The sequence below is a fragment of the Streptomyces sp. NPDC097619 genome (assembly GCF_040302735.1).
Taxonomy (GTDB): Bacteria; Actinomycetota; Actinomycetes; order Streptomycetales; family Streptomycetaceae; genus Streptomyces.
Genome location: NZ_JBEOSD010000012.1, coordinates 45,198 through 70,399 on the forward strand (window position 1 = coordinate 45,198; position 25,202 = coordinate 70,399).

At 73.2% G+C, this 25,202-nt stretch carries 23 protein-coding genes and 1 pseudogene; 11 read left to right on the forward strand and 13 right to left on the reverse strand.

Features of this window, described 5'->3' with window-relative positions:
* Positions 1–169: 169 nt before the first annotated feature.
* From ABTZ17_RS05660 to ABTZ17_RS05670, 3 genes are all read right to left on the reverse strand, one after another.
* Positions 170–1,618, reverse strand: coding sequence for a serine hydrolase domain-containing protein (locus tag ABTZ17_RS05660; RefSeq protein ID WP_352194217.1), 1,449 nt, complete (start codon positions 1,616–1,618; stop codon positions 170–172).
* A 244-nt stretch (positions 1,619–1,862) separates the two neighbouring features.
* Positions 1,863–2,882, reverse strand: a complete 1,020-nt coding sequence (locus ABTZ17_RS05665; RefSeq protein WP_352194218.1) for a PHP domain-containing protein — start codon at positions 2,880–2,882, stop codon at positions 1,863–1,865.
* Between the two features lie 199 nt (positions 2,883–3,081).
* A complete protein-coding gene (locus ABTZ17_RS05670) occupies positions 3,082–3,339 on the reverse strand; it encodes a hypothetical protein (RefSeq protein WP_352194219.1) in 258 nt (85 codons plus the stop codon).
* A 178-nt stretch (positions 3,340–3,517) separates the two neighbouring features.
* Here ABTZ17_RS05670 and ABTZ17_RS05675 point away from each other — a divergent pair, with 178 nt between their 5' ends.
* Entirely contained in the window at positions 3,518–3,766 is a 249-nt protein-coding gene (locus ABTZ17_RS05675) for a hypothetical protein (protein ID WP_352194220.1), read from the forward strand.
* Between the two features lie 143 nt (positions 3,767–3,909).
* A complete protein-coding gene (locus ABTZ17_RS05680; protein ID WP_352194221.1) occupies positions 3,910–4,254 on the forward strand; it encodes a hypothetical protein in 345 nt (114 codons plus the stop codon).
* Between the two features lie 141 nt (positions 4,255–4,395).
* On the opposite strand, the gene ABTZ17_RS05685 is transcribed toward ABTZ17_RS05680, so the two are convergent.
* The 4 genes and pseudogenes from ABTZ17_RS05685 to ABTZ17_RS05700 all read right to left on the reverse strand — a co-directional run.
* Entirely contained in the window at positions 4,396–4,908 is a 513-nt protein-coding gene (locus ABTZ17_RS05685) for a GNAT family N-acetyltransferase (protein WP_352194222.1), read from the reverse strand.
* Entirely contained in the window at positions 4,905–5,318 is a 414-nt protein-coding gene (locus tag ABTZ17_RS05690; protein ID WP_352194246.1) for an arsenate reductase ArsC, read from the reverse strand. The genes ABTZ17_RS05685 and ABTZ17_RS05690 overlap by 4 nt, the downstream gene beginning before the upstream one ends.
* 56 nt (positions 5,319–5,374) lie before the next feature.
* Positions 5,375–6,316, reverse strand: a complete 942-nt coding sequence (locus ABTZ17_RS05695) for an aquaporin (protein WP_352194223.1) — start codon at positions 6,314–6,316, stop codon at positions 5,375–5,377.
* Between the two features lie 170 nt (positions 6,317–6,486).
* Positions 6,487–6,780 (reverse strand): annotated as a pseudogene (locus ABTZ17_RS05700) (ArsR/SmtB family transcription factor); the annotation flags it as partial.
* A gap of 279 nt (positions 6,781–7,059) precedes the next feature.
* Between ABTZ17_RS05700 and ABTZ17_RS05705 the strand changes: the two are divergent.
* Both ABTZ17_RS05705 and ABTZ17_RS05710 read left to right on the forward strand, forming a co-directional pair.
* The gene (locus tag ABTZ17_RS05705; RefSeq protein ID WP_352194224.1) at positions 7,060–7,500 is read left to right on the forward strand and encodes an ArsI/CadI family heavy metal resistance metalloenzyme; all 441 of its coding nucleotides are present in this window, start codon (positions 7,060–7,062) and stop codon (positions 7,498–7,500) included.
* 100 nt (positions 7,501–7,600) lie between these two features.
* Positions 7,601–8,731: a hypothetical protein gene (locus tag ABTZ17_RS05710; RefSeq protein ID WP_352194225.1), complete on the forward strand. Its 1,131-nt coding sequence runs from the start codon at positions 7,601–7,603 to the stop codon at positions 8,729–8,731.
* 144 nt (positions 8,732–8,875) lie between these two features.
* Here ABTZ17_RS05710 and ABTZ17_RS05715 read toward each other — a convergent pair whose 3' ends face one another.
* The 4 genes from ABTZ17_RS05715 to ABTZ17_RS05730 form a co-directional block, all read right to left on the reverse strand.
* Positions 8,876–9,394: a hypothetical protein gene (locus ABTZ17_RS05715; RefSeq protein ID WP_352194226.1), complete on the reverse strand. Its 519-nt coding sequence runs from the start codon at positions 9,392–9,394 to the stop codon at positions 8,876–8,878.
* Positions 9,395–9,637: 243 nt separating this feature from the next.
* Positions 9,638–10,243 (reverse strand): hypothetical protein, encoded by a 606-nt coding sequence (locus ABTZ17_RS05720; RefSeq protein WP_352194227.1) that lies wholly within the window; start codon positions 10,241–10,243, stop codon positions 9,638–9,640.
* 112 nt (positions 10,244–10,355) lie between these two features.
* A complete protein-coding gene (locus tag ABTZ17_RS05725; RefSeq protein ID WP_352194228.1) occupies positions 10,356–10,745 on the reverse strand; it encodes an ASCH domain-containing protein in 390 nt (129 codons plus the stop codon).
* 134 nt (positions 10,746–10,879) lie between these two features.
* Entirely contained in the window at positions 10,880–11,458 is a 579-nt protein-coding gene (locus ABTZ17_RS05730; RefSeq protein ID WP_352194229.1) for a YbaK/EbsC family protein, read from the reverse strand.
* A gap of 105 nt (positions 11,459–11,563) precedes the next feature.
* Here ABTZ17_RS05730 and ABTZ17_RS05735 point away from each other — a divergent pair, with 105 nt between their 5' ends.
* The 5 genes from ABTZ17_RS05735 (at position 11,564) to katG (ending at position 17,402) form a co-directional block, all read left to right on the forward strand.
* Positions 11,564–12,685 (forward strand): ArsR/SmtB family transcription factor, encoded by a 1,122-nt coding sequence (locus tag ABTZ17_RS05735; protein WP_352194230.1) that lies wholly within the window; start codon positions 11,564–11,566, stop codon positions 12,683–12,685.
* Between the two features lie 487 nt (positions 12,686–13,172).
* Complete coding sequence (locus ABTZ17_RS05740; RefSeq protein WP_352194231.1) at positions 13,173–13,604, forward strand: hypothetical protein; 432 nt, start codon at positions 13,173–13,175, stop codon at positions 13,602–13,604.
* A gap of 258 nt (positions 13,605–13,862) precedes the next feature.
* Positions 13,863–14,243: a VOC family protein gene (locus tag ABTZ17_RS05745; RefSeq protein ID WP_352194232.1), complete on the forward strand. Its 381-nt coding sequence runs from the start codon at positions 13,863–13,865 to the stop codon at positions 14,241–14,243.
* A 235-nt stretch (positions 14,244–14,478) separates the two neighbouring features.
* Positions 14,479–14,805: a hypothetical protein gene (locus tag ABTZ17_RS05750; protein WP_352194233.1), complete on the forward strand. Its 327-nt coding sequence runs from the start codon at positions 14,479–14,481 to the stop codon at positions 14,803–14,805.
* Between the two features lie 401 nt (positions 14,806–15,206).
* The gene (gene katG / locus ABTZ17_RS05755) at positions 15,207–17,402 is read left to right on the forward strand and encodes a catalase/peroxidase HPI (RefSeq protein ID WP_352194234.1); all 2,196 of its coding nucleotides are present in this window, start codon (positions 15,207–15,209) and stop codon (positions 17,400–17,402) included.
* Between the two features lie 85 nt (positions 17,403–17,487).
* On the opposite strand, the gene ABTZ17_RS05760 is transcribed toward katG, so the two are convergent.
* On the reverse strand, positions 17,488–18,966 hold the full coding sequence (locus ABTZ17_RS05760; protein WP_352194235.1) for a glutamate-cysteine ligase family protein: 1,479 nt from the start codon (positions 18,964–18,966) through the stop codon (positions 17,488–17,490).
* Positions 18,967–19,226: 260 nt separating this feature from the next.
* Here ABTZ17_RS05760 and ABTZ17_RS05765 point away from each other — a divergent pair, with 260 nt between their 5' ends.
* Both ABTZ17_RS05765 and ABTZ17_RS05770 read left to right on the forward strand, forming a co-directional pair.
* Positions 19,227–20,105: a class II glutamine amidotransferase gene (locus ABTZ17_RS05765; protein ID WP_352194236.1), complete on the forward strand. Its 879-nt coding sequence runs from the start codon at positions 19,227–19,229 to the stop codon at positions 20,103–20,105.
* Positions 20,106–20,605: 500 nt separating this feature from the next.
* Positions 20,606–24,805 (forward strand): ricin-type beta-trefoil lectin domain protein, encoded by a 4,200-nt coding sequence (locus ABTZ17_RS05770; RefSeq protein ID WP_352194237.1) that lies wholly within the window; start codon positions 20,606–20,608, stop codon positions 24,803–24,805.
* A gap of 66 nt (positions 24,806–24,871) precedes the next feature.
* Here ABTZ17_RS05770 and ABTZ17_RS05775 read toward each other — a convergent pair whose 3' ends face one another.
* Entirely contained in the window at positions 24,872–25,192 is a 321-nt protein-coding gene (locus ABTZ17_RS05775; RefSeq protein ID WP_352194238.1) for a hypothetical protein, read from the reverse strand.
* Between the last annotated feature and the right edge of the window lie 10 nt (positions 25,193–25,202).

A 25,202-nucleotide genomic window follows, 5' to 3' on the forward strand; every position in this document is an offset into this window, starting at 1 on the left:
AAGCCGCGCTGAGAGGCCGCGCTGAGACTGTCCTGCTCAGCGTGCCCTGGTGAGAACGGCCCCCGGGGCGGGCTCCCGGCCGGTGGGGACGGGAGCCCGCTGGGTGGTGGGCGTCAGCCGGGCGGGCCCTTCGGCCCGGGGCGTGGGTCCCGGCCGTCCGCCTCCCCGGTCAGGTGGTGCAGAACTCGGCGGCGAGGAGGCCGTTCAGGCTGTACAGCTCCCACTTGGGCCAGTCGCCGTTGTAGTTGAGCGCGAGGGCGTGCGAGCCGTCCTCGGTGGCGTAGAGGTAGCTGAAGGAGCCGAACGCGGCGCCGTTGTGGCCGTACAGCCTGACCTCGCGGTCGTCGGCGCAGGTCAGGGTACGGCGGACCAGGCCCAGGCCGACGTCGGCGCGGATGGACTTCCACGGCTGGTCGGCGTACCAGTGGCCCGCCGCGGCCGTGTCCCCGGTGTTCGCGGTGCTGATGCGCGGATTGACGACGCACTCGGGCCAGGCGAGCTGCGGATCGCAGGAGATGCCGGGCACGCCGGGGCCGGGGGTGCCGACCACGTTGGCGTTGAGGAGTTCCCGCATGTCGGTGAGCTGTCGCGGCGGCAGCAGGGTGCCGCCGAGCAGGGCCCGGATGAAGGTGACCAGGTCTCCGGTGGTGGAGACGACGGCTCCAGCGGCGCCCCCGATGGAGGGGTTCCAGTCGGCCGCGGGCCGGGAGAGGTGGCCGAGGGCGCCCCGGGGCTGGAGGTAGTTGGTGAAGAAGGCGTCGTGCGGGCCGGGCAGCACGGGGTCCGAGCCGGGCAGAACGGTGCGGCTCAGACCCAGCGGCCGGATGATCCGGCGGCCGATCTCCTCGGCCCACGGCTGCCCGGTCACCTTCTCGACGACCATGCCCAGCAGGATGTAGTTGGTGTTGCTGTACTCCATGCCCCGGCCGGGCGCGAACTGCGGTCCGTGGTTGGCGCCTTCGTCAACGAGTCGCTGCGGGGTGTAGTCGGGCAGAGCGGGAAAGGCCGGTCCTGCCTCGGCCAGGAAGCTCGTGTCGCGGAGGTAGTTGAAGACGCCGCTGGAGTGGGTCAGCAGGTCCCGGACGGTGATCGGCGCCTTGCCCGGTCCGGGCGGGTCGAAGCAGGTCCAGGTGTACGGGTTGCAGCCCTGGGTGGCGTTCGCCTTCAGGACGGGCCCGAGCAGGCCGAACACGTCGTCGCTGAGCTTCAGCCTTCCCTCGGCGACGAGTTGCAGCACGGTCGTGGCCACGAACAGCTTGGTGATGGAGCCCGCTCGGTAGGGCCGGTCGGGGTCGCGGTCGGGCGCGCCGGCGTCCGAGCGCGCCGTACCGGTCCAGTCGACGCCGTCGCGGTGCACCCGGGCGATGATCCCGGGGATCCCGTCCCCGCCCCGGGCGGTACCCGCCTCGGCCGCCATGGCAGCCAGCAGCTCCTCGTGCCCGGCGCCGCTGCCGGTGGTGTTCGTGCGGGTGGCGCCCGCGTCCGGTGGGGCCGCGGTCGCGGCGCCCGGTAGGGCCAGAGCCAGGGTCAGGGCCAGGGCGAAGGCCGAGGCGCGTGCCGCCGTTGCGGCGATCGCATTCCGTCGGGCCCTCGTCCGGCACGTATCCGTCGACCTCATGTGTCCCCCAGTGGTGTGCGTTCCGTCCCGTAGCCCCGTCGACCAGCGACGCCGACCGTCGGTGTCGGTCATCGGTGTCGGTCATCGGTGTCGACACCTGGTGCACGGGGCGGCCGCAATGTACGGAGCGAAGCAGCAGATGGGAAGGGCGGGTGCGGCGGGAGTGGGAGCGGGGAAGGGGACGGGGACGGGCGGGGATCGGTCAGGGGTGGTCACGCACCGGGTGGGCCCTGCGGTGGGGCGCTCAGGACTCCGATCGCGTCCACTCCAGCAGCCGTTCCGCGGGCCAGGTGTTGACGATCCGTTCCTCCGGCACCTCGCATTCCTCGGCCCGGGCGCAGCCCAGGATCTGCCAGGCGAGCTGGCCGGGGGCGTGCGCGTCGGTGTCCAGGGCGAACAGGGTGCCCGCGTCGACGGCCCGGCGCAGGAGGCGGCGGGGCGGGTCGGAGCGCTCGGGGCGGCTGTTGATCTCCACGGCGGTGCCCGACTCGGCGCAGGCCGCGAAGACCTCGTCCGCGTCGAACTCCGACTCGGGGCGGCCCCGTCCGGTGATCAGGCGGCCGGTGCAGTGTCCGAGGACGTCGGCGTGTGGATTCCGGACGGCGGCCACCATGCGGCGGGTCATGGCGCGGCGGTCCATCCTCAGCTTGGAGTGGACCGACACCACGACCAGGTCGAGGCGGGCCAGGAGTTCCGGTTCCTGGTCGAGGGTGCCGTCGTCGAGGATGTCGCACTCGATGCCGGTGAGGAGTCGGAACGGCGCCCAGGTCTCGTTGAGTTCCTCGACCACGGCGAGTTGTTCGCGGAGGCGGTCGGGGGAGAGTCCGCGGGCCACGGTGAGCCGCGGCGAGTGGTCGGTGAGGACCGCCCACTCGTGGCCCAGCTCGGCCGCCGCCCGTCCCATCTCCTCGATGGTGGCGCCACCGTCGGACCAGTCGGAGTGCAGGTGGCAGTCGCCGCGGAGGGCCGCCCGGAGGGTTTCGCCCCGGCCGTCCGAGGTCAGCCCGGCGTCGGCCTCCTCCTCCAGGTGGCTGAGGTAGTCGGGGATGCGGCCGGCGAGGGCTTCGGCGACCACGGCCGCCGTCTTCGGTCCGATGCCCTTCACGGCCTCCAGGGTTCCCTCGCGCGCCCGCCGCTCGGTCTCGCCCGGCTCCATCTCCGTGATCCGGGCGGCCGCGGTCCGGAAGGCCTGCACCCGGTAGGTGGGCGCCTGCGCCCGCTCCAACAGGAAGGCGATCCGCCGCAGCGCGGCCACGGGGTCCATCGACGTCACACCTCCGTCCCGACGAAGGCCCGGGGCGGGCCACAGCCCGGTTCCGGACCCGGCCGCGTCCCCGGCCGGCGGCCACGCCTCCGCTCACGAGCGGCCGTACTCCAGGGTGTCACCGACGGTTGCGGGCTGCATCCGGATGCGGCGCGGGGCCGGTGCCGGCCGCAGCGGCCGGCCGCTGCGGCTCCGCTTCCTACCGCTCCGTTCCGTCGGCCTCGGCCCGGGCTCGGGCCACACGGGCGGGGTCGGCGGCCGGACCCGCACCCGTGCCCGTACGAGAGGCCACGCCAGGGGGCCGGCCGTGCTCGTCGACCATCGCACCCTCGTCCGCGAGGAGCGCACGGGGTGACGGGGCTTGTTCCGGGCCGCCCTGCTCTCCCCGGTCCTCCTCGACGTTTTCGTTCGCGTCAGCGGGCTCGTCCTTCTTCGCCTCTGCCTTCTCCTCTGCCATGCGTGGCGTCTGCCCGGCCCGGCGTCGAGCAAGCGCGGACCCGATCGCGGACCGCGAACCGGTGTTCCGACGGGACTCCCGGGGCTAGGCTGCCCGTGGCGGGTCCCCTGCATCGGCCACCGCTCCCCCGCTCCTCCCGTTCCCCCGCTCCCCCCGTCACGGTCGTCCCGGAGGCCCCATGCACACGACCCCCGAGCGCGGACCGCGAGCGGACGAGGACACGGGAGAACACGAGCGCGAGCACGAGGACGAGCCCGGCGCGGGACCGGACGTCCTGCCCCGCGTCGGCGCGGGAGGAGGCGAGCCCGCCTGCCTCCTGCACCTCGTCTGCGAGGAATGCGGAGCCTTGGACCCGGACCGCGCCGGCAAGGTCTGCGCCCGCTGCGGCACCCCACTCCCGGACGGAACCACCCCACACACACCCTGATGGATCCCACCCGACCCCGCCCCGTACGGCATCCGGGTGACGTCGGGCGGCCGGCCGGGGGTCGGGGTGGGCGTGTCCTGGGCGGGAGGCGGGGCGTTGTGCTGCGTGCCGGGGCCGTACGCGCGCCGGCTGAGGAGATGCACATGCGCACGCCGTACCGTACCGCCGCCCTCGCCGCCGCTCTGGCCGTGGCCGCCGTCCTGCCCGTCGCTTCCGCGAGCTCGGCGGCGGAGGGCACCGGAACCGACACCTACTGCCCCGCCGGGGACCCCGCCTCGCTGGTCGGCTCCGTGGCGACGCCCGTGGACCACGGGATCCGGGTGTGGAACTTCACCGGCCGCGAGGTCGGCATCAGCGGCAACCTGCGGGCCCACGGGCAGACCGACATGACCACGGGCGACTTCGACCCGAACCGGCTCACGCTGGTGACCCAGGACACCCCGCGCCACGGCGAGCCGACGATCATCACCCGCGCCTACTGCGGCTGACCGCTCCCGTCCCGACAGCCGCCCGACCTCCCTCCGCGGATCGGTCGGCGGCCACCGGCCCGGACCCGCCCGCTCCGTCCGGGCGGGTCCATCGACGGCTCCGTGTCGCGGAGGGAACCGGTCAATCGACGGAGTAACCGGTCAGTCGACGATCGGACTGCGGTGTTCGACGAGGACCACATCGCGCCAGACGCCGTGGTGGCGGCCGATGCGTTCACGGGTGCCCACGACACGGAAGCCCGCACTCCGGTGCAGGGCGAGGCTCGCGGTGTTCTCCGGGAAGATGCCGGACTGGACGGTCCAGATCCCGGCCGCCACGGTGGAGTCGAGCAGAGCGGCCAGGAGTGCGCGGCCGACGCCCCGGCCCCGGGCGTCAGGATGGACGTATACGGAGTGCTCGACGACTCCCGCGTACACGCAGCGGTCGGATACGGGTACCACCGCGGCCCAGCCGAGCACCCGGTCCCCGTCCAGGGCCGTGAGCCGGTGGTCCGGCAGCTTGGCGGCGTCGAACTCCCGCCAGCCCGGGGCCGTGGTCTCGAAGGTGGCGTCGCCCTCGTCGATGCCCGACCGGTAGATGGCGAGCACCTGTTCGGCGTGCTCCGGCAGCATGGGTGCGATGCGGTGGGCGGGGTCGGTGCTTGCGGCCGTCATTCCGTCGGGCCGATGCCGAGTTCGGCGAGGAGGCCGCGGACGCGGGACTCGATCGCGTCGCGGATGGGGCGGACGGCGGCGACGCCCTGACCTGCGGGGTCGTCGAGCCGCCAGTCCAGGTAGCGCTTGCCGGGGAAGTACGGGCAGGCGTCGCCGCAGCCCATGGTGATGACCACGTCCGAGGTCCGGACGGCCTCCGTGGTGAGGATCTTGGGCGTTTCGGCGGAGATGTCGATGCCCACTTCCGCCATGGCCTCGGCGACCGCCGGGTTCACCGTGTCCGCCGGGGCGGAGCCGGCCGAGTGGACCTCCACGCGGTCACCGCCGAGGCGCGCGAGGTAGGCGGCGGCCATCTGGGAGCGACCGGCGTTGTGCACGCACACGAACAGCACGGAGGGGACGGAGGGCATGGACGCACCCGCGGGGGCGGCGGTGGCGGCGGAACGGGGTTCCGGGGGCGGGGTGTTCATCGGTGCGAGGTGTTTCCTTCGGTGGGGCCGGGGACGGCGGCGGATGTGTGGGCGGGGCCTCGGGACGGGTGCGGCACGGCCGGCGAGGGCCGCGACGCTCCCCCGTCGGCCGGTACCCGTTCGGGGTCGGAATCCACGACCGGATCCACGACCGGGTACGGGTCCGAACCCGGGACCGAGCCCGGAACCGAGTCCGGAACCGGAACCGGGACCGAGTCCGGACCCGGGCACCCGAAGCAGAGCGTGGTCAGGCCCACTCCGGCGGCCGCGCCGAGCAGTTGGGCGAGGAGGAAGGGCGGTACGGAGGCCGGAGCGATCCCCGCGTAGGTGTCCGTGAAGGCGCGTCCGACGGTCACCGCCGGGTTGGCGAACGAGGTCGAGGACGTGAACCAGTAGGCGGCGCCGATGTACGCGGCGACGAGCGGCGGGGCGAGGTGGGTGCGGCCGGTGCGCACCAGGCCGAGGACCAGCCAGACGAGGCCCGCCGTGGCCACGAGCTCGCCCAGCCAGAGCTGCCCGGAGGAGCGTTCGTGGGTGGAGAGGCGGAGCAGCGGTGCGCCGAACATCGCGTCGGCGAGGAGGGCGCCCGCGATCGCCCCGACCGTCTGGGCTCCGAGGTACGCGGCGACTTCGCGCGCGGTGGGGCCGTCCGGGGCGCTGCGGTGGTGAGGACCGGGGGCTCGGCGCCCTCGGCGGTCGGTGGCCCAGGCGGCGAGGGTGACGGCCGGGTTGAAGTGGGCCCCCGAGACGGGGCCGAGGAGGGCGATGAGCACGCCGAGCCCGAAGACGGTGCCGAGCGAGGCGGCCAGCAGCCTGACCCCGCCGTCGGACGACAGTCCGGTGGCCTGGATCCCGGCTCCGACGACCACCGCGACCAGCGCGGCCGTCCCCAGCCCTTCCACGAGCGCGCGGCGCCCGAGGGACACGGGCCCGCTCACGCCGGAACCCCCTCCTCCAGGAGGCCCCGACCCCCCGCGACGTCCCCGTCCCCCGCCGCGTCACCCTCCCGCTCGGCGTCACCCTCCCGCTCGGCGTCACCGGCCCTCGCGCCGCCGTGATCTCCGGTGACCCCGTGATCTCCGGTGACCCCGCCCGTCCCCGCCGCGCGCGGGACCCGGAGGAGGTCGGAGAGCCGGGTCAGGGCTTCCGGGAGCGCCCGGTAGTACACCCAGGTCCCGCGCCGCTCCGAGTCCACGAGTCCCGCCTCCCGGAGCACCTTGAGGTGGTGGGAGATGGTGGGCTGGGAGAGGTCGAAGGGGCCGGTGAGGTCGCACACGCAGGCTTCGCCGCCCTCGTGGGAGGCGATCAGCGACAGCAGTCGCAGCCGCACCGGGTCGGACAGCGCCTTGAACATCCGCGAGAGCCCGCCGGCCGCCTCCGCGTCCAGAGGTTCCCGGACCAGCGGCAGCGTGCGGCACCCCGCCCGCCCGGGATCCCCCGCCCCGCGTCCGGTCCCGCCCTCGGGCCCGATCCCGGTCCCGACGCCGTCCGCGCCCGTTCCCCCGCACCCGTCCTGATCCAGGACCGGCAACAACCCCAACTGTTTCGACATTCTTCAATATTGACAGCTGTCGATGCCCCTGCCAAGGTCTCCCCCATCAACATTGCATCGACATCCATCGATACAGAAGGCCGGCAGCCGGGCCACACCCGCGCGCCGGGCCTTCGAGGGGAGACCGCCATGTCCCGTGTCCAGCTCGCCCTGCGCGTCGCCGATCTCGAAGCCTCCGTCGACTTCTACACCCGCCTGTTCGGCACCGGACCCGCGAAGCGGCGCGAGGGGTACGCCAACTTCGCCGTCGTCGAGCCCCCGCTCAAGCTCGTCCTGATCCAGGGCGAGCCCGGCGAGGACACCCGCCTGGACCACCTCGGCGTCGAGGTGGCCACCGGCGCGGAGGTCACGGAGGCCACGGCCCGACTGCGGGACGCGGGCCTCGCCACCGCGGAGGAGGCCGACACCTCCTGCTGCTACGCCCTCCAGGACAAGGTGTGGGTCACCGGCCCGGGGAAGGAGCCCTGGGAGGTGTACGTCGTCAAGGCCGATGCCGACACCCTCACGAAGGCCGCCCCCGCGGCGGAGGACCGCTGCTGCCCGGCCCCCGGCACGGGCGGCACCGCCTGACGCCCCTTCAAAGAGGGTGGCGACATTCCGGTCCGTTCCGGTCGAACGGCAGGCAATATGTTCGGCGCACCTGCTTGACGACATGGGGGAGAACGTCAACGTGAAGAGAAGCATCGCCGTCTGCGCCGCCGCGTCCGTGCTGGCCGGGCTCGTGGCGGTGGTGGCGCCCGCCGCCACCGCCGCGGCGGCCGAGTCGGCCGCCTGCACCCCGAAGGTCAACGTCATGGGGACCGTCGCGGACGCGACCCCGGGTAGCCACGACACCGACGCCGTACTGGCACTGGGCGCGCCGAAGTTCGCCGCCGGCCGGTCGGCGGGGAAGCCGGTGTACTGGACCGGCACGACGGTCCACCGGATTCCGCTGCCCGGCCCGCAGGACACCGGCGCGGTCCTGGCGGTGAACACCAAGAACCTGATGGTGGGCCAGTTCCGCTCCGCTGTCGACAACAAGCTGCGGGGCTTCAGCTACAAGGCCGGGGACCCGGCGGTGAAGGTCCTGCCGGAGGCGTACTGGCAGCGGTACGACATCGACGTCAACAACTCCGGCGCGATCGTCATGACCGACGCGGACGGCGTGGGCATCGTCTGGAAGGGCGGCAAGGTCACGCGCCGGCTCGCGCTGCCGGCGGACTCCGGTCCGGGCACCAGGCTGATCACCGTCGTCTCCATCAACAACCGGGGCGACATCGTGGGCGTCGCCGAGCAGGACCACGAGGTCCCCGAGACCGGTGAGCACATCCTGCGCAGCTACCCGGTGCTGTGGCCGGCCGGCGGCGGACCCGCCCGGGAACTGCCCTCCTGGGCCCGCGGCTGGACCACCATGGAGACCCAGGACCTCGACGAGTCCGGCCGCGTCGTCGGCTACGCCTGGAACGGCCCGGCGTACCGGTACTACTCCTCGTACCAGGCCACCCCGGACACTCCCGGCATCGACCCCGGCACGCTGGGCACCTTCCCCTACGGGACGCTCCAGGCGATCAGCCCGACGACGAACGTGAGCGTCGGCACCGCCAAGTACCACCCCGAGGAGACGGTCCTGCCGGACCAGGCGCAGTACTGGCCCGGCTTCGGGCCGATGCTGGCGCTGCCCCGCCTCTCCCCGAACGGCGCCTCGGGCGCCGAGGCGGTCTCCGACAGCGACCGGGTGGGCGGGTACGCCGTGAACGCGAAGGGCGTGCGCAAGCCCACCGTGTGGACCTGCGCGAGCGCGCAGGCGTACCTCCCCCAGTAGGCGACAGGGCGGGGCGCCTCCCTGTCCCGCCCCTTCCCGTCCCTCCCTGTCCCGCCCAGGAACGACGAAGACCTCCGGGGCGGCGGGGAGTCAGGGGGTCCCCACCGCGCCGGAGGTCCACGAGGGCTCCGCACCGACCAACGGTCAGAGGCGGCACCACTTCACCGGGTTGAGGTTCTTGACGTAGCGGGCGGCGACCCAGTGCTCCCCGTACTCCCCGCGGGAGTCGGACATGTCCTCGCGGCCGGGGCGCTCGTCGTCACGGCCGTCGATGCCGATCGGGTACTCGTCGCGCTCGTCGTTGCCGTTGCTGCGGCGGTCCTCCAGGAGGTACCAGATGTCGTTGCCGCGGACGTCCTGGCCGCGCTCCTTGCACTCGATGGCCAGCTTCTCCTGCGGGTGCACCTTGCCGACGGCCCGGCCGTTGGTGCTGGGGCGGCTGCGCACGGTCAGCGGGCCGTTGGAGACGACCACGCCGCGGGCGTAACGGGCCTGGCCGTACTCGCCGGCGCCGGGGCGCTCCGCGTCCTCGTTGTCCCGCGCGACGGACTGCGGGCCGTCGCGGTGCGGACCGTCCACGGCCACGGCGGCCGTGGACCCGGCCAGGCCGAGCACCAGACTTCCGGTGACGAGGGCGAGGATGGTCCTGGTGGGCTTCAGCATGAGCCGGCTCCTCTGTGCAGACACACCGCCGTACCGCGACCTGCGGCGCGGAGGACAACCAAGCGGCTGCCACGGATGACTATGACCACGTCAAGCCCGACCGCCCGGCTGGCGCACCACCGCTTAGCCCGAAATGCCCAATCCCGACCACTCCGGCCCGCCGATCGCGCCCGGGAGGGCGACGGCCCCCGCCGCCGCTTCTCCCCCTCCCCGCCCTTCCTCCGCCGCCTCCCCGACGCGGTGTCAGCCGCGCAGGTCGCGTACCGGGGTGCCGGGGGCGAAGTGTTCGACCGCGGCGGCCAGTCGTCGCTCGTCGAGCCGCCAGCCGGAGACCGCCCGCGAGGACATGGCGACGTCGGCGGAGACCGGCACCAGCGCGGCGAGGACCGCCCGCGCCTTCGGCCCGTCCCCCGGCAGGGCGGGGGAACCCGGGCGGCGGGTGACACCGACGTACGGGAGCTTGGCGCCGACCGCGTCCTGCCGCCAGAGCACGAGTCCGGTGACGTCCGCCCAGGGCACGAGCGCGCTGGTGGCGGCGTACCGGGCGGGGCTGCCGCCGAGCAGGACACCGACCGCGTCCACCCGGAAGGCGACCCTCCGGCTCAGCGCGCTGTACGCCATGAGCACGCCTCCCCCGCCGAACAGCGGGAGGCCGATCACGCGCGCGAACAGGGGGATCGTGTCGAGGAGGAGCAGGGCGACGGTGAAGACGGCGCAGATGGCCACGACGCCGACGGTCCTGAGGTCCCAGCCGTAGCGCGCTTCGTACACCGGCCCGGACCCGGGCGGGGACGGGCCGTCGGACGGGGGCGAGGACGGCGGCACGGACGGGGGTACGGATTCGGTCATGGCTGGATCATGACAACCGACAGGGCGGACGGGAAGCCCCGCGGCCGGGCCTCCTCGGCCCCCTCGATCTCCTGGATCCCCCCTCGATCCCCCGTGGCGCGACCGGAGCCGGTCAGACCAGGCGGAACGCCAGGCAGACCAGCGGGGTGTCCTCGGTCACCGGAGTACCGACCGAGGTCCAGAACCTCGCATGGCCGGCCCGCCACGCGTCGAGGTCGGCATCGCCCTCGCCCTCCGCCTCGGCGTGTGCCCAGGTCACCTCGGCGAAGGTGCTGAGCGTGATGTCCGTGATCTCGACCGTGGCCAGGGCGGCGCCCTCGTCGTCCAGCAGGGCGAGCCGTTCGCCCACGTACTCCAGGCCCTCGGTCTCGGTCCGGTACTCGTCGAGGAGGCCCGTCGTGGCCCGCTTCTTCCCCGCCAGGACCAGTCCGTTGAGGCGGGAGCGCAGCTCGCCGGGGGTGCCGAGTTCCAGTCCGCGCATGCCGTTCACACGTGGCCACATCGTCGTGTCCCTCTCTGTTCCGGGTGCCCCGCCGTTCGGGGCGCCCGCGGCGACGAGGGTAGCCGGGGGCGCGCGGGGCGGGGAGGGAATTATCGGGTGGAACCGACCCCCGGCCCGAACCCCGGCCCGACCCCTCAGTCGGCGGAGCCTCGGTGCAGGAGGGTCACCCGGGCGCGGGGCAGGCGGACGAGCACGGTCGGGTCGACGTCGAGGGTGCGGTCCGCGGTGCCCGCGCCGCAGTAGACGGCCCCGGCCGTCTCCGCGACGGCGGTGTCGATCAGGCAGGGCACACCGGGACGGTGGCTGACCGGGGGCACACCGCCGGGCACCAGCCCTTCCCTCTCCAGCAGTTCGGGGCCCGCCGGGCTCAATCCGGAGCGGGCGGTGCCGACCACGTGGGCCAGGAGGCCGTAGTCGAGGCGGTCCGCGGCGCGCAGCACCACGAGCAGGAGCGGGGTGTCGGGGGTGGAGAAGGCGAGGGTCTTGACGGCGCGTTCCCAGGGGAAGGGGAGGGCCTGACGTTCGGCCACGGTGTGGGCGGGCGCGTGCTCGTGGAGGGTGTACGGACCACCGTCGGCCTCCAGCACCGCCCGCCACCCCGCGCCGGGCTCACCGGCCGAGGGATCGCGGCCCTCGTCGTGGGCGTAGCCGCGGTCGTGGTGCTGGTCGTGGTCGCGATCGTGATCGTGGTCGCGGACATGGTCGGAGTGCACGGGAGGCCCTTCCTCGTTCCCCGCTCGGCCGGTCGGTCACGGGGTCGAGGACGAGCGTGTCCCGGCCGCCCGCGCCCGATCAACTGATTGTGCAATCCTGCAATCGTGATCACGCTGCGCTTCTCGGAGACGGCCGCCGAGGACCTCTCCTTCTCGGTTTCGCCCCTGCTCGAAGCCGCCCACTCCTGGCACGTCCTGACCGCTCCGGGCCATCACGCGCTGCACGTGCCGTGGGTCCGGCGCTGCCGCCGGCTGCCCGCGGCGCTGCGCCGCCGGATCCGGACGTACGGCTTCGTGGTCGCGGACTACGTGCCGGCCTTCTTCGAGTGCCGGGCGGACGACCACGACGCGGACTTCCCCGCCATGCTGGCCTCGGTGCGGGCCCTGCCCGCCGAGCGGGTGGCCGTCGAGCTGGCCCGGACCCTCGTGGACACCACCCGGTTCGAGGGGGCCGAACTGCTCGGGGACCCGACCGCCCGGGACGCCGCGCTGGCCGGGTTGCGGGACTCCGACGAGGCGCGGGCGGCACGGCTCGCGGAGGTCCTGACCGATCCGACGGCGGTGCTCGCGGAGGCACTGGCGGTACTGGAGGACTACTGGGAGGCCGCCTTCGCCGAGGAGTGGCGGCGGATCGAACCGGGGCTGTACGAGGCGATCGCGCGCGCCGGGCAGCGGATCGCGCACCAGGGCGTGCTGCCCATGCTGCGGGCCCTGGTGCCGCACGTCCGGATCGACCCGGCCCGCCGGACCCTGTACCTGGACCGGCCGCACGACCACGAGCTGTCCGTCACCCCGGCCCGTCCCGTGACGTTCACGGCGAGCCACTACGTGTGGCCGCACGTCCGCGTCACCTGCGACGCGCCCTGGCCCCTGCGGATCACCTACCCGGCCTTGCCGCCGACGCCGTCGGCACCCGCGCCCGCGGACCGGCAGGAGCTGTTGGCCACGCTCCGCGCCCTGGCGGCCGAGCCGCGCCTGCAGATCGCCGCCTGCCTGGCGGAACGCAGCCGCAGTACGCAGGAGCTGGCCACGGAGCTGGGGCTGTCCCCGTCGGTGGTCTCCCGCCACCTCCAACAGATGGCGCGGGCGGGGCTCGCGCGGACGCGTCGGGACGGGTACTACGTCCTCTACGCGCTCGACCCGGCCGGACTGGAGCGGGTCGCCGCAGCGGTCTCCGGCCTCGCGGAGACCGCTGCCACCGTGGACACCTCGGAGGCGACCGTGTGAACGGAGGGCCCCGGAAGGACGGCGGAGGACCCCGGAACAGCAAGGGGCCCCGACCTGGCCCGGGGGGGGTGAGCCTGGTCGGGGCCGGGCCCCGGCCGCCGGGGGGGGGAGGGCGGGCGGGGCGTCTGAGGGGTGGGGCGTCCGGAGCGGTCTCCCCAGGAGACCGGTTCATAAGGCTCCGGCTGCACGATCATCGCACGCCGTTGCCCGCCCGGACCCCCCGGGACACGATTCCTTCGCATCCACCGCTATGTGAATGCTCAACCAACCTAACACGTTCCCGCTCAGCGCCCCTTCCCACCCCCGCCGACCGCACACCCATTCGCCGTGGCCCGCCGCGCGCGTCGCCGCCCACGGACCCGCCGGCGGTCCTCCCCCTCCCACCCCACGGAGCCCACGGAACTCACCGGAGGGGGTGCCGGTACTCGGGTGGGATCTGAGTATCCGCACTCTGCTCGCGGGAACGCGGGCGGCGGAGGATCAAGGCATGACGAACGGGTTCGAGGGATCTCAAGGAACGCGCGGGCGGGTCGCCGGGCAGGTGGCGGCGGCCGGGGCCGTGGCGCTGGTGGCGGCTCTGGCATGGGCCGGATGGCTGGGCTGGGACGGGGAGCGGGACGTACACCCGGACGGGTCGGTGAGCGGTCCGTACGAGGTCTGGCAGGTGCTCGGGCTGGTCCTGACCCTGCTGGTGCCGGTGTGCGGGGCGGTCTTCCGCAGGTACGCGATCGCGGCCGTGTTCGGCACGGCGGTCGGGCTGGCCTCGGCCGCGGCGTACGACTGGTCCGACGACGCGAGCGGCCTCTACATGCTCGGGGCCGGGCTGGTGCTCTACGGCAGCCTGGCCGTCACGGGCGTCCTCGCGGCGGTACTCGCGGCCCTGATGCGGCGCGGCGGCGCGGGGCACCCGGCCCGCTGACCCGGCACGGGGGCGGGCGACCACGGGAGCGGGCCGGGCCCCCTGTGTCGGGGCGGCTCCGGCCCCTGTCCGTACGGGTCCGCCCCTGTCCGGATCGCCCGGCGCGGGCCCGGCGCCTAGGCTACGACTGGGTGCGGCCCGGGACGGTCCGGGCCGGTGCGGCGGCCGGAAGGGGCGGCCGTGTTCCCGGCCGCCCGGTGCAGGTTCCGGGCGTGGTCGTGGCGCCCGCCGCATGCGGTCGGTGAGGAGCGCAGGACGATGGACATCAAGCTGGAGCTGGTCGCGGTACCCGTGACGGACGTGGACCGGGCGAAGGCCTTCTACGAGCAGGTCGGTTTCAACGCCGACCACGACGTCACGGTGAGCGAGGACATCCGCTTCGTCCAGCTGACCCCGCCGGGCTCGGCCTGTTCGATCGCCCTGGGCAAGGGGCTGACGAAGATGGCCCCCGGATCCCTCGACAACATGCAGGTCGTGGTCGCGGACATCGAGGCGGCGCACGCCGAGTTGACCTCGCGGGGCATCGAGGTCAGCCCGATCGACGACCAGCCGTGGGGCTCCTTCGTGTACTTCGCGGACCCGGACGGCAACGGCTGGGCGGTCCAGCAGATCACCCCGCGCAAGGCCCCCGAAGCCTGACCCCACACGCCCGCGTCCACGCGCCCCCCGTCCAGACTCCCCCGGCCACGCGCTCCGACTCCGACGCTTGACGCTTGACGCCGACGATCCTCAGGAGGGGCGTGTCCGGCGGACCCGCTCGACCCGGTCGCCCCCTCGGCCCGGGGCGGCGGGACGGGCGCGGGCTTCGGCCGGTCGGCGCACCTCGGGCGGGCCGGGGCGGGTGGCCGGGTGTCCCGGGGGTTAGCGTGGCGCCATGAGCGCCGATCCACCGGCCGTGCCCACGGCGGCCTGCCCGGAGTGCAACCGACTGATCCAGAACGCCGGGCAGGGCGAGCCCCCGCGGCGGGACGCGCCCCCGGGGTGGGTGCCGCCGACCCTGCGGGCGCTGGCCCGTCACCTGGCCAACCGTCACCTGGAGCTCGTACCGGGCTGGGTGGCGGACTGCGCCCGCTGCGAGGAGGTCAGCACGGCCCTGCGGGAGTCCGCGGGCCAGGGGCTGCTCGGGGCGGGAGCGGCCCAGGCCGGCGCCGAGCACCGGGCCCTGCACCTGCTCGTCCCGACCGGACCCCGGTACCCCTGACCCGACCGGACCCGACCCGACCTGACCGCGTCGAGACGGGCCGGGCCGGTCGGGTCAGGTGCGCACCGGCTCGGCCCGCTCCGCCTCGGCCCCCTCGGCCTCTGCGCCCCGCGCGAGCGGCACCGTCGGGGGGCGCGCGCTCCCCGACGGGCCACAACCGGAAGCTCGTACCACCGATCCCCCTCCCTCTCCCACGCGTGTTTCCGCGGCTCCGAGGACCCGATGCGGAACCATACGGAAGGCCGGGAGGGCTCCGGGGATCCGTGTCGCGGACGCTCCACGGGGGTTCGCCCGGGCGGTCCGCGCGGGCGGTCCGACGGCCCCGTCGGCCCTTGCGGATCCGTCGGCCGCTCCGGCCCGTCCGGCCCGCACAGGAACTCCGAGACGGAAGAAGGACAGACGTGTCCGGCAGCGAGAGCGAAAACCCGGCCATCCCCTCCCCGACCCCGGCTCCGGCCCGTCCCCGCACCAACCGGGACTGGTGGCCGGAGCAGTTGGACCTCACGGTCCTGCACCGGCACTCCCCCGCGGCCGATCCGATGGACGCGGACTTCGACTACGCCGAGGCGTTCGAGGGCCTCGACGTGGAGGAGCTGAAGCGCGACGTCATGGCCCTCATGACGGACTCCAAGGACTGGTGGCCGGCCGACTACGGTCACTACGGGCCGCTGTTCATCCGGATGAGCTGGCACTCGGCGGGCACCTACCGGATCGCCGACGGCCGGGGCGGCGGCGGGCAGGGCGCCCAGCGCTTCGCCCCGCTCAACAGCTGGCCGGACAACGCCAGTCTGGACAAGGCGCGGCGGCTGCTGTGGCCGGTGAAGCAGAAGTACGGGCGGAAGCTCTCCTGGGCCGACCTCCTCGTCTTCGCGGGCAACTGCGCCATCGAATCGATGGGGTTGAAGACCTTCGGCTTCGGTTTCGGGCGCGAGGACATCTGGGAGCCGGAGGAGGTCTTCTGGGGTCCGGAGGACACCTGGCTCGGTGACGCCCGGTACGAGGGCGACCGGCAGCTCACCGGGCCGCTCGGCGCCGTGCAGATGGGACTGATCTACGTCAACCCGGAGGGTCCGAACGGCAATCCGGACCCGATCGCCGCGGCCCGCGACATCCGCGAGACCTTCGGTCGGATGGCGATGGACGACGAGGAGACCGCCGCGCTGATCATCGGCGGGCACACCTTCGGCAAGTGCCACGGGGCGGTGGACCCGCAGTACATCGGCGCGGAGCCGGAGGGCTGCCCGCTGGAGGCGCAGGGCCTGGGCTGGGCCAACAGCTCCGGGACCGGGGTCGGCGTGGACGCGCTGACCAGCGGCCTGGAGGGGGCCTGGACCACGGCGCCGGCGACCTGGGACAACGGCTACCTGGACAACCTGTTCCGCTACGACTGGGAGCTGACGACCAGCCCCGCCGGCGCGAAGCAGTGGACGCCCGGCGACCCGGCGGCCCGGGACACCGTGCCCGACGCGCACGACCCGTCGAAGCGGCACGCGCCGATGATGCTGACCACGGACCTCGCGCTGAAGGAGGACCCGGTCTACCGGCCGATCGCCGAGCGCTTCCACAAGAACCCGGACCAGCTCGCGGACGCCTTCTCGCGGGCCTGGTACAAGCTGCTGCACCGCGACATGGGGCCCGTCTCCCGCTACCTGGGCCCGTGGGTGCCGGAGCCGCAGCTGTGGCAGGACCCGGTGCCGGAGGCCGGTCACCCGCTGGTGGACGAGCAGGACGTGGCCGCGCTGAAGGCCCGCATCCTGGGGGCCGGGCTGCCCGCCGCCGACCTGGTCTCCACGGCCTGGGCCGCGGCCTCCAGCTTCCGCGGAACGGACATGCGCGGCGGCGCCAACGGGGCCCGGATCCGGCTGGCCCCGCAGAAGGACTGGGAGGTCAACGCCGGTACCGGGGCGCCCGCCGTGCTGGAGGCGCTGGAGCGGGTCCGGCAGGAGTTCGACGGGGCGCAGAGCGGCGGGAAGAAGGTCTCGCTGGCCGACCTGATCGTGCTGGGCGGTTGCGCGGCGGTGGAGCAGGCGGCGCGGGCGGCCGGCCAGGAGGTCACGGTGCCCTTCGCGCCGGGCCGTACGGACGCCTCGCAGGAGCAGACGGACGCCGAGTCCTTCGCGGTGCTGGAGCCGCCCGCGGACGGCTTCCGGAACTGGCTGCGGGCGGGCGAGAAGCGGCCGCCGGAGCAGCTGCTGCTGAACCGGGCGGACCTGCTGACGCTGACCGCCCCCGAGATGACGGTCCTGGTCGGTGGGATGCGGGCGCTGGACACGGGCGCGGGCGGCTCCCGGCACGGGGTGTTCACGAACCGGCCGGGCGCGCTGACCAACGACTTCTTCGTGCACCTCCTCGACATGGGCACGGTGTGGAAGCCGTCCGAGGCGCGGGAGAACGTCTACGAGGGCCGGGACCGGGAGACCGGGCAGGCGAAGTGGACGGCGACGGCGGTGGACCTGGTCTTCGGCTCGCACTCGCAGCTGCGGGCGCTGGCCGAGGTGTACGGGAGCTCCGACGGCCAGGAGAAGTTCGTCCGGGACTTCGTGAAGGCGTGGGACAAGGTCATGAACCTCGACCGGTTCGACCTGGCGCGCGGCTGACACGAGGCGGGCCGGCGGAGGCCGTCGGAGGGGCGGGGCGGGCGCGGTACGGCGCCCGTCCCGCCCCTCCGCGTCCGCCCGGTGGTCAGTCCAGGGGCCAGGTGTGCGCGGGGGCGTTCATGTGCATGTAGTCCATGTACTGGGCGGTCATGCGGCGGAGCGTCTCGTGGCGGTCGCGGTGCAGCCGGTCGTCGAGATGGTGGAAGGCCTCCGTCTGCCAGGTGGCGCCGTTGCGGCCGGTGACGCAGCGCTGCTCGATGACGCCGAGGAGGGGTTCCCGCCAGACCTCGTCCATGCCGGCGGCCGCCAGTCCGCGGTGCGCGAGGGGCAGCAGGCGGCGCAGCACGAGCTCGGCGGCGGGTACCTCGCCCATCCCGGGCCAGTACAGGGAGGCGTCGATGCCGTGCCGGGCGGCGGCGCGCAGGTTCTCCTCGGCCGCCGCGAAGGACATCCGCGACCACACCGGGCGCTCTTCCTCCACCAGGGCGCGGGTCAGCCCGAAGTAGAAGGCGCCGTTGGCGAGGGTGTCCGCGACGGTGGGTCCGGCGGGCAGCACGCGGTTCTCCACGCGCAGGTGCGGGCGGCCGTGGGCGACGGCGTACACGGGACGGTTCCAGCGGTAGACGGTCCCGTTGTGGAGGGTGAGTTCGGCGAGTTCGGGCACGTCGCCGGCTTCGAGGGTGGCGTGGGGGTCCTCGTCCTCGCAGAGCGGGAGCAGGGCGGGGAAGTAGCGCTGGTTCTCCTCGAAGAGGTCGAAGACGCTGGTGATCCAGCGTTCGCCGAACCAGACGCGGGGGCGGACCCCTTGGACCCTGATCTCCTCGGGGCGGGTGTCGGTGGCCTGCTCGAAGAGCGGGATGCGGGTCTCGCGCCACAGCTCCTTGCCGAAGAGGAACGGCGAGTTCGCGGCGAGGGCCACCTGCACGCCGGCGACGGCTTGGGCGGCGTTCCAGTAGGGGGCGAAGTCCTCGGGGGCCACCTGGAGGTGGAACTGGGTGCTGGTGCAGGCGGCTTCGGGGGTGATCGTGTCGGCGTAGGCGCGCAGTCGCTCGACGCCGTCGAGGGCGATCCGCAGGTCCTCGCCGCGGGCGGCGAACACCTGCTCGTTGAGGAGGTGGTAGCGGGGGTTCTCGGAGAGGGCGTGGCCGCCGACGTCCTGCTGCCGGAGCGTGGGCAGGATCCCGATCATGACGAGGTGGGCGCCCTGGTCGGCGGCGCGTTCCTCGGCGTGGTTGAGGGCGTCGCGGATCTCCTTCTCCCAGGCGTCGGGGCCGCCTTCGGTGAGCCGCCGCGGCGGCACGTTGATCTCCAGGTTGAAGCGGCCCAGCTCGGTGGACCAGGCGGGGTCGGCGATGGCGGCCAGCACCTCGCTGTTGCGGTGTGCCGGCTCGCCGTTGTCGTCGACGAGGTTGAGTTCGATCTCCAGGCCGACCTGTGGCCGCTCGGCGTCGAAACGGGACTCCCGCAGCATGCGCGCGAGGGCGTCCAGGCAGGTCTGCGTCTTCTCCCGGTAGCGGCGCCGGTCCTCGCGGGTGAACACCAGCGCCGGGACGTCCCGTCCCATCGGGCCTCCCGGCCCCCCTTCGGTCCTCCCCCCAGCGTGCCACGCCCGGGCCCGTTCCGCCCGACCACGACGGCCGTACCGGAGCGATGTGTTCCGAGACCTCGGGAGCGCCCGCGCCGGGCGGCCCCTCGCCTCCCGACGACACCCGCGATCAGGGGACTACCCTCGGGAAACGTGGGCACCCGCGCGGGAAGCGCGCCCGCTGCCGGTGATCACCCGGGGGCGGCCGCCGCCCCGCACCGCGACGGAGAGGACCTGCCATGTGCCGCTGGCTCGCCTACTCGGGAACGCCCGTCCTCCTGGACGACGTCCTGTACCGGCCCGCGCACTCGCTGATCGACCAGAGCAGGCACTCGAAACTGGGAGTGGAGACCACCAACGGGGACGGGTTCGGGCTCGGCTGGTACGGATCGCGGAACGAGGCGGCAAGCGGGTCCGGGACGGGATCGGGGGGCGGAGGCCGCGGCGAGCCCTCCGTGTTCCGGGACATCGGGCCCGCCTGGAGCAACCGGAACCTCCGCGAGATCGCCTCCTACGTCCGTTCCCCGCTGTTCTTCGCCCACGTGCGGGCCTCCACGGGCACGGCGGTGCAGGAGACCAACTGTCACCCCTTCCGACACGGCCGCTGGCTGTGGATGCACAACGGCGCCGTCACCGACTTCCACCGGCTGCGCCGCGACCTGTGCCTGGCCGTGGACCCGGCCCTGTTCTCCGCCATCGAGGGCTCCACCGACTCCGAGGTGATGTTCTACCTCGCGGTGACCTTCGGTCTGGACCAGGACGTGCCGGGCGCGGTGGCGCGGATGGCGGGACTGGTCGAGCGGGTCGGCAAGGAGCACGGGGTGGAGCACCCGCTCCAGATGACCGTGGCCGTCTCCGACGGCGACCGCCTCTGGTGCTTCCGGTACTCCTCCCAGGGCCGCTCCCGCTCGCTCTTCCACAGCGCCCGCCCCGAGCGGCTCCGTGAACTCCACCCGGACCTGGCCTTCCTGCGCGGGGTGGACGACGCGACCCGCCTCGTCGTGTCCGAGCCCCTGGGAGATCTCCCCGGCGCCTGGCACGAACTCCCGGAGGGCAGCTACACCGTCTCCCCCGCCGACGACGCGGACCACCACCCCTTCTGGCCGGAACCGGCCTGACTCGCCTTCCGGCCCGCCCCGCCCGCGCGGCGGGGACGGGGCGGAGCGGAAGGGGCCGGAGGTGGAGGGGCGGAGGTGGAGGGGCGGAGCATCGCACTGCGGCAGCACCGCTGATGCCAGCGGAGCCGCTGGAGCCGCTGGAGCCGCTGGAGCCGCTGACCGGATCCTGCCCCCTCCGACACCTCGGAATCGAGGCTTCGCTCAGGCGCGACGGAGGGGATTTCGGCCGGCCCCCGACAGCTCATCGTGATCGTCCGACGACTCAACGCCCTTCCGGAAGCACGGATTCTGACGATCAATCCGGACAAGGGAGCACACACCGCTCCGGATGCTTGACCGAATTCTGCCGGGGCTGCATCGTTCCCGGCGTAAGCCTGCCGTAAAGATCGGCCGGCACGTGGGAGGGGAACTCACAGCGCATGTCAGCCATACCTCCGAGTCGACGGCGCGAGCCGTCACGACCGCGCACGGGGAGCCTGCTCAGCAGGGGCGCGGTCGCCATGACCACCGCACTCGGACTCACCCTGCTCGCCTCGCCCTTCGGGCAGGCGGCCACGCCCTCACCCGCTCCGACCGGCCCGGCGAAGAACGCGCCGACGGCGGACCGGAAGGCGGCCGATCGCACGGCCGTGGACCCGGCCGCCCGGGCCGTGCGGGAAGCCCTGCGCACCGCGAAGCGGACCGGCAGGCCCGTGACCGTACCGGGCCTGACCACCGAGGCGACGGAGACCGTCGCCGCTCCCGACGGCAGGACGCTGTCGGTGACGAGCCACGCACAGCCCGTCCGCGTCAAGCGGGGCGGTGCCTGGCGCACCCTGGACGCCACGCTCCGCACCGGCCCGGACGGCACGGTCGTCCCGGCCGCCACGGGCGCCGCGCTGGCCCTCTCGGGCGGGGGCACCGGCCCCCTGGCCACCATCACCACCGGTGACGGCAAGCAGCTGGCCGTCACCGCGCCGTTCGCCCTGCCCAAGCCGAGCCTGAGCGGGGACACCGCCACGTACGCCGGGGTGCTCCCGGACGTGGACCTCAAGGTCACGGCCCTCAAGGACGGCGGCTGGCGCGAGGTGATCGTCGTGAAGACCGCCGAGGCGGCCGCGGACCCGCGCCTCGCCTCCCTGCGCTTCCCCGTCCGCACGAAGGGCCTGAAGCTCACGGCCGACAAGGCGGGGGCCCTCACCGTCAAGGACGCGGGCGGCAAGGTCCGCATGCAGTCCCCGCCGTCCCTCCAGTGGGACTCGACCACCGCCGCGGTCGCACCGGCCGGTACGGCCGCGGCCCTCAAGGGCGCCGCGGTCCCGTCCGCGGCGAAGTCGGCCCGGCCGGCACAGGCGGCACCCGTGCGGTCCTCGGCGGCACGGCCCGGCGACGGCGCGAAGGTCGCGAAGATGACCGTCACCGCCTCCGACACCGCGCTGGTCCTCGAGCCCGACCGCGCCGCGCTCGGCAAGGGCACCGGCCCCTGGTACCTCGACCCCACCGTCACGGTGACCGGCGGGCGTCAGGTCAACGCCCAGGTGCAGGAGAACCACAAGACCACCGCGAACGTGAACACGCTCAGCGCGCTGGGCGTGGGCTACTGCGGCTACTCCAACTGCACCGGCAACGGCCGCTACCGCTCCTACTACCAGATCGGCATCCCCTCGGAGCTGTTCTCCGACAGCTCCCGGGGCACGGCCCAGATCTCGAGCGCCACCCTCTTCGCGCAGGTCACCTCGGCCTCCGCCCCCGACACGGTGAAGAACATCGGACTGTGGGGCACCGGCACCATCGGCGGCGGCACCACCTGGAACAACCAGCCCTGCGGCACCGGCTCCGTCATGGCCGGGTGCACGAAGGTCGGCACCTTCTCCCTCAAGGGCACCGGGACGATCACGTACGACGTCAAGGGCTGGATGCAGAACGCCGCCAACGGCCGCTGGCCGCACTGGACGGTGGGCTTCGCCGCCGAGAACGAGATGGACATGTACCAGCGCCACCACCTCGGCCCTGACCCGTACATCACCATCAACTACGACGTCGCGCCCACCATCTGGTGGCCGCGCACCGCACCGACCCCCGGTTTCGCGGACACCGGCAGCCACAACGACTGCCGGACCCCGAACACCAACGGCTGGGAGAACGCGGGCTGGGTCGGCGCCAACCAGAACATCCGGCTCACCGCGAGCGTCTGGTCCCCGATCGGCCACAACGAACTGAAGACCGGCTTCCACGTCTGGGACGACCAGGACCCCGGCTACAACCACGTCCGGGAGATCCAGAGCGGCGCCTACAGCTCACCCGAGTACTCGCTCGGCGGGCTGACCGACGGCCACCAGTACGGATGGGCCGCGGGCGTCAACGACGGCTGGCTCTCCTCCGACTCCACCGACGCCTGCTACTTCCGCGTGGACAAGACCCCGCCCGCCGTCACCATCACCTCCGACGACTTCCCGGCGAGCGGCACCCTCAACGTCAAGCCGAACAAGAAGTTCCGGCAGGAGGGCGTGTTCCGGGTGACCGGCTCCGACCCGGCCCCGAGCACCGGCCTGCACTCCTCCGGCCCCGCCTGCATCCGCTGGACCGACAACCCCACCCCCGTCACCGGCTGGAGCTGCGACGACCCCGGCGTGATCAGGGGCTCCGGCGGAGAGTTCCGCTTCACCCCGCGCAACTGGGGCACCAACGTCCTCTTCGCCCAGGCCATGGACAAGGCCGGCAACTACAGCCAGCCCTTCCCCTACACCTTCTACGCCCCCTGGGACCCGAGCACCGGCGCCGCGGTCCCCGGCGACCTCACCAACGACGGCCGCGGCGACATCCTCGACGCCGACCCCGCGGGCAACCTGCGCGTGCTGACCGCCGACAACGACCCCACCACCGCCCAGGCGGCCCCCCTCGGCCTGGCCCCCCAGGGCACCAGCTGGAAGGACGTGCGGACCACCCACCGGGGCGCGCTCCGCGCCATGGGCGTGGACGACGCCTTCGCCGTCACCAAGGCGAACCCGACCCTGGCGAAGAACCTGTACGTCTACATGAACTCGGGCACCGGGGCCTTCTCCACCTACACGGCGCTGGACCGGCCCGAAGCCTGGGCGACCACGAACGGCGCGGAGCTGGACGAGGCCCCCGCCGGCTGGAAGACGGACTGGTCGGAGACCTCGCAGATCCTCGCCCTGGGCGCGCTCAAGGCGAAGCTGTCGTCGAGCGACGTGACCCGGACGACCACGAACACCTCCCTGCTCACCGTCGAGCAGGGCAACCTCTGGCTCTACCGGTCGGCGGCCAACAACAGCCTCGACGCCGCGGCCGTGAAGGTCTCCGGAACCGGCGACTGGGACGGGTACGAGCTGATCAACCCCGGCCCCGCGAGCGGTACGCAGCAGCCGACGCTGTGGACCCGTTCCCTGGCCGACGGCACGATCCGCGCGTACCCGATCAAGACGAAGGCGGACACCGGGCGTCTGGACCTGTCGGGCCTGGCCTCTCCCGGCGCGGGCACGGTGATCATGACCGGCATGACCCCGCAGAAATACCCGCGGATCGGGTCCGTCGGTGACGCGAACAAGGACGGTGTGGCCGACCTGTACGCCATCGAGGCGGGCAGCGAGCGGCTGAAGTTCTGGGAGGGGCGGACGGACTCCTCGTCCGCGGTGACCGGCTTCACGGCTCCCTCGGACCAGGGCAGCACCGCCTCCGTGATCAACCGGTTCAAGCTGGACTCGGCCGTCGACGGCAAGACGCCGGACGCCTTCGGCAAGACCCCCGGTCGGATCACCGGCGGCGTCTCCTTCACCGATGACACCGTCAACGGAACCACTACGAAGGTGGCCACCTTCAACGGGTCCGACGGCGTGATCACCGCGGACGAGCTCCGCCTCGACACCGAGAAGTCCTTCTCGGTGTCCCTGTGGACGAAGCCGAACGTACTGAACGACGGCGTGGTCATCAGCCAGGACAACGGCCGGACCAGCGGGTTCATGGTGTGGCCGGCGACCCTCGGCAACGGCAACGTCAGTTGGCGGCTCGGCATGGCCCGCGCGGACGACGGCTGGCCGTACGACCTGACCGACGTCAACGCGAACGCGGCCCGCGTCCAGGCCGGCGTCTGGACGAAGCTGACGGTCAGCCACAACGCCGCCACCGGCCAGCTGGCCCTGTACGTCAACGACGCGTTGGCCGCCACCGGCTTCCACTACAGCAAGTTCGCGACCCGTGGCCCGATCGTCCTCGGCCGCTACCAGAACGGCGGCCAGGGCAGCAACCACTACAACGGCAGCATCGCCGACGTGGTGATCACGGACCGGTCCGTGGACCCGGCCGGCACGGAGGGCCAGATCGCGACCGACGCGGGCGCCGGAGCCTGCCTGGACGTGTCCGGCGGCGTCTCCGAGAACGGCCGCACCGTGCAGATCTGGGGCTGCAACGACTCCGTGGCCCAGAAGTGGACGGCCGGAGCGGACGGCAGCCTGCGGATCCTCGGCCGCTGCCTGGACCTCTACGGGTCGGCGACGCACAACGGCGCCCAGGTGGTCCTGTGGGACTGCCACGGCGGCTGGAACCAGAAGTGGATCGCCCGCGCGGACGGCTCCTTCCTGAACCCGACCACGGGCCGCTGCCTCGACGTCCCCAACGGCAACACCGCCAACGGCACGAGGCCCCAGCTCTACGACTGCAACAACACCCGCCCCCAACGCTGGCACACCACCCCGGCCGCCTGACCGACCCCGAAAACCCAACCGGGCCCGACCCCTCACGAGGGGTCGGGCCCTGAACGGTTACCGGCCTCAGGCAGGGACGTCCGGCCACGTCTCCAGGTAAGAAATGATTCTGCTCAACCGCATCAAAAGATCACCTTCAGACATCATCCCCGAGTCGAACTGGTGCCAAATTTCGGGAAGTTCCTCGACAGCCAAAGCAAACCCTTCAAGGATTTCAGCAACATCAAACGAACCTCCGTCCAGTTTGCCAATATTCAGTACCCAAATTTGGGCTCGCGCGTAAGCAACAATGCCTCGCCCCGCCAGCGCGACAGCGTCCCAGTCAAGGCGGACATCGCCCGCCATACGAACCAATGCCGCCAGGTAGGGGGAACCTTCCTCACTCATTGAGAACTCC

Bases quoted from the DNA above. Each gene is read 5' to 3' on its own strand.
- ABTZ17_RS05690 (WP_352194246.1), bottom strand. From the start codon at position 5,318: ATGCCCTCCGTCCCCTCCGTGCTGTTCGTGTGCGTGCACAACGCCGGT.
- ABTZ17_RS05705 (WP_352194224.1), top strand. From the start codon at position 7,060: ATGTCCCGTGTCCAGCTCGCCCTGCGCGTCGCCGATCTCGAAGCCTCC.
- ABTZ17_RS05715 (WP_352194226.1), bottom strand. From the start codon at position 9,394: ATGCTGAAGCCCACCAGGACCATCCTCGCCCTCGTCACCGGAAGTCTG.
- ABTZ17_RS05745 (WP_352194232.1), top strand. From the start codon at position 13,863: ATGGACATCAAGCTGGAGCTGGTCGCGGTACCCGTGACGGACGTGGAC.
- ABTZ17_RS05670 (WP_352194219.1), bottom strand. From the start codon at position 3,339: ATGGCAGAGGAGAAGGCAGAGGCGAAGAAGGACGAGCCCGCTGACGCG.
- ABTZ17_RS05765 (WP_352194236.1), top strand. From the start codon at position 19,227: ATGTGCCGCTGGCTCGCCTACTCGGGAACGCCCGTCCTCCTGGACGAC.
- ABTZ17_RS05725 (WP_352194228.1), bottom strand. From the start codon at position 10,745: ATGTGGCCACGTGTGAACGGCATGCGCGGACTGGAACTCGGCACCCCC.
- ABTZ17_RS05750 (WP_352194233.1), top strand. From the start codon at position 14,479: ATGAGCGCCGATCCACCGGCCGTGCCCACGGCGGCCTGCCCGGAGTGC.
- ABTZ17_RS05685 (WP_352194222.1), bottom strand. From the start codon at position 4,908: ATGACGGCCGCAAGCACCGACCCCGCCCACCGCATCGCACCCATGCTG.
- ABTZ17_RS05740 (WP_352194231.1), top strand. From the start codon at position 13,173: ATGACGAACGGGTTCGAGGGATCTCAAGGAACGCGCGGGCGGGTCGCC.
- ABTZ17_RS05665 (WP_352194218.1), bottom strand. From the start codon at position 2,882: ATGGACCCCGTGGCCGCGCTGCGGCGGATCGCCTTCCTGTTGGAGCGG.
- ABTZ17_RS05675 (WP_352194220.1), top strand. From the start codon at position 3,518: ATGCACACGACCCCCGAGCGCGGACCGCGAGCGGACGAGGACACGGGA.
- ABTZ17_RS05660 (WP_352194217.1), bottom strand. From the start codon at position 1,618: ATGAGGTCGACGGATACGTGCCGGACGAGGGCCCGACGGAATGCGATC.
- ABTZ17_RS05720 (WP_352194227.1), bottom strand. From the start codon at position 10,243: ATGACCGAATCCGTACCCCCGTCCGTGCCGCCGTCCTCGCCCCCGTCC.
- ABTZ17_RS05680 (WP_352194221.1), top strand. From the start codon at position 3,910: ATGCGCACGCCGTACCGTACCGCCGCCCTCGCCGCCGCTCTGGCCGTG.
- ABTZ17_RS05760 (WP_352194235.1), bottom strand. From the start codon at position 18,966: ATGGGACGGGACGTCCCGGCGCTGGTGTTCACCCGCGAGGACCGGCGC.
- ABTZ17_RS05775 (WP_352194238.1), bottom strand. From the start codon at position 25,192: ATGAGTGAGGAAGGTTCCCCCTACCTGGCGGCATTGGTTCGTATGGCG.
- ABTZ17_RS05770 (WP_352194237.1), top strand. From the start codon at position 20,606: ATGACCACCGCACTCGGACTCACCCTGCTCGCCTCGCCCTTCGGGCAG.